Here is a 1,745-nt window from a genome sequence, read left to right as displayed (position 1 = left end):
TAAGCTGAAAGTCGAGCAAAGCGAATATGGTAAGTGGCTAAAAACCTGGAAAAAAAGAGGCTTGTTCCTTGGTGAAAGATGTGCAAGGTTTTCTAGGAAAGAACCTTTCCAGCGAACTGACATGGCTTCGGAGCCGAAGGCGAAGAAAAGCCATGCGGTGAGCTGTCCGCGGCTTCAAAATGGCTCTGCAAAATCGCCCCGCACGAGGGGTGGAACAGTGCTTTGCACGGCCCCCCGAGGAGGGTCGATTTGGCTTGCCAGATTGAAGCTCAAGGGGGCAGCAGGGGGCTTGCCCCCGACGCATCTTTCATAAGACCAAAATTGTTACCCTATTTTGAACCATGCTAAAATTTCTTATATGAGCAAAAGGTTTGCCGATGCAAAATGACCAGAATCTAAAAAGTAATGAAAATAGCATAAACATCTTAACAGGATGGGAGCTCTAGACCTAGAGATGCCACAGGTAAGGGGGCTGGGGTTTTATCCACAGAGTATAGAAAAAGGGTGCCGCTCAGAAAAAGCATTAAAAGCAGCGTTTCCATCGGTCCCCTGGCAGAGATGCCAGTTTCTCTTAGCCCAGAATGCTCAAAGCTATGCTCCCAAGAAATCAATGAAGGGAGAAATAGCTGAGACCATGAGAGGGATTTTCAATAGTCCGACATTGGAAATGGCCGAAGAAATGAAAAATCGTGCAATAAGGGAGTATGAGAAAAAGCTCCTGAGTTCTCTAAATGGTTGGAAGAAAATATAAATGAAGGGCTAACCATCTACCAGTTTCCCAAGGAGCACAGGAAAAAACTCCGGACCTCAAATGGAATAGAAAGAGTGAACCGGGAAATTAAGAGGAGGACCCGATTAGCGGTGTTGTTCCCAAACACCGAATCAGCGCTTCGGCTGGTGACCGGAATAATAATAGAAATCCACGAGGAGTGGGTAACGGGAAGGCGATATTTAGATATGGAACCTCTGTTGAAAGAGGACTAAGCAATTGAAAAAGACCGAGAAAAGAAGAAATAATCAAATTTACAGTCTCAGAAAAACTGTTGCTTTATCCAATTGTTCATTCCCACTGCTTCTCACAAAGGCTCATCAAGTGACTTAAAGTTGCTAAATATCGGTTACAAGTACTCCCACTACGCATTACCCCTTTTTCTGTAGGCTCTGTTAGTAATTTTTGCTTTTTTTGAGAGATGAGGCATGGACGAATGTCCTTAAGATAATAATGATCAAGTTCCTTTTCCCACCACCTTAGGTGGCCTCGTTTAACAACCGATATAGATTGCTCTTTGAAGTAGCGGTCAATTGCATTTTTAAAAGTGCGCTTTCTAGAATCTGCAATAAGCTGGTTTCTGCCACATCTTAGCTCATTCTCAGTTTTTTGAATCCAAAGCTTTGCGTCAGTTTTCCGGCTAAATGTTGCAGTTAACCTTGGAAAGCCTTTGAATTGCACCTCTGCATAATAACGAGTGCAACCATCTCTTAAATCTTTTTCTCTAATATAACCCATTCGACTCCTTTTACACTGCGAGAAGGAATTTTACAAGTCCTGAGGACACTGGACATCCTTTCTGTTGGCGATTAGTTATTTAAAAGGGAGTGTTAATGCTAAATCCGGAATAGACACTCCAAATTGACTTTCCAAAATAGCAGGACACCTGCAAAGTCTAAGTCATATCCCTGCCAACCTGGTAAGTGTACGGAGAGGATTAACTAAGTAACCTATTGCCTGCATAGGCAAGCTTTTC

The 1,745-nt window shown here is 43.2% G+C and carries 1 protein-coding gene and 1 pseudogene; one reads left to right on the top strand and one right to left on the bottom strand.

The genetic code is table 11. The features are described 5' to 3' along the window. Positions 1-520 precede the first annotated feature (520 nt). A pseudogene (locus NEPTK9_RS10080) lies at positions 521-984 on the top strand (transposase); the annotation flags it as partial. A gap of 76 nt (positions 985-1,060) precedes the next feature. Here NEPTK9_RS10080 and NEPTK9_RS09435 read toward each other — a convergent pair. Continuing rightward, positions 1,061-1,507: a hypothetical protein gene (locus tag NEPTK9_RS09435; RefSeq protein WP_194848581.1), complete on the bottom strand. Its 447-nt coding sequence runs from the start codon at positions 1,505-1,507 to the stop codon at positions 1,061-1,063. Between the last annotated feature and the right edge of the window lie 238 nt (positions 1,508-1,745).

Source organism: Candidatus Neptunochlamydia vexilliferae (assembly GCF_015356785.1).
Lineage (GTDB): Bacteria > Chlamydiota > Chlamydiia > Chlamydiales > Simkaniaceae > Neptunichlamydia > Neptunichlamydia vexilliferae.
The sequence above is the reverse complement of the archived record's forward strand: the minus strand, read 5'-3'. Positions and strand labels throughout refer to the sequence as shown.

Coding starts and splice junctions, on each gene's coding strand:
- NEPTK9_RS09435 (WP_194848581.1), bottom strand. CDS start 1,507: ATGGGTTATATTAGAGAAAAAGATTTAAGAGATGGTTGCACTCGTTAT.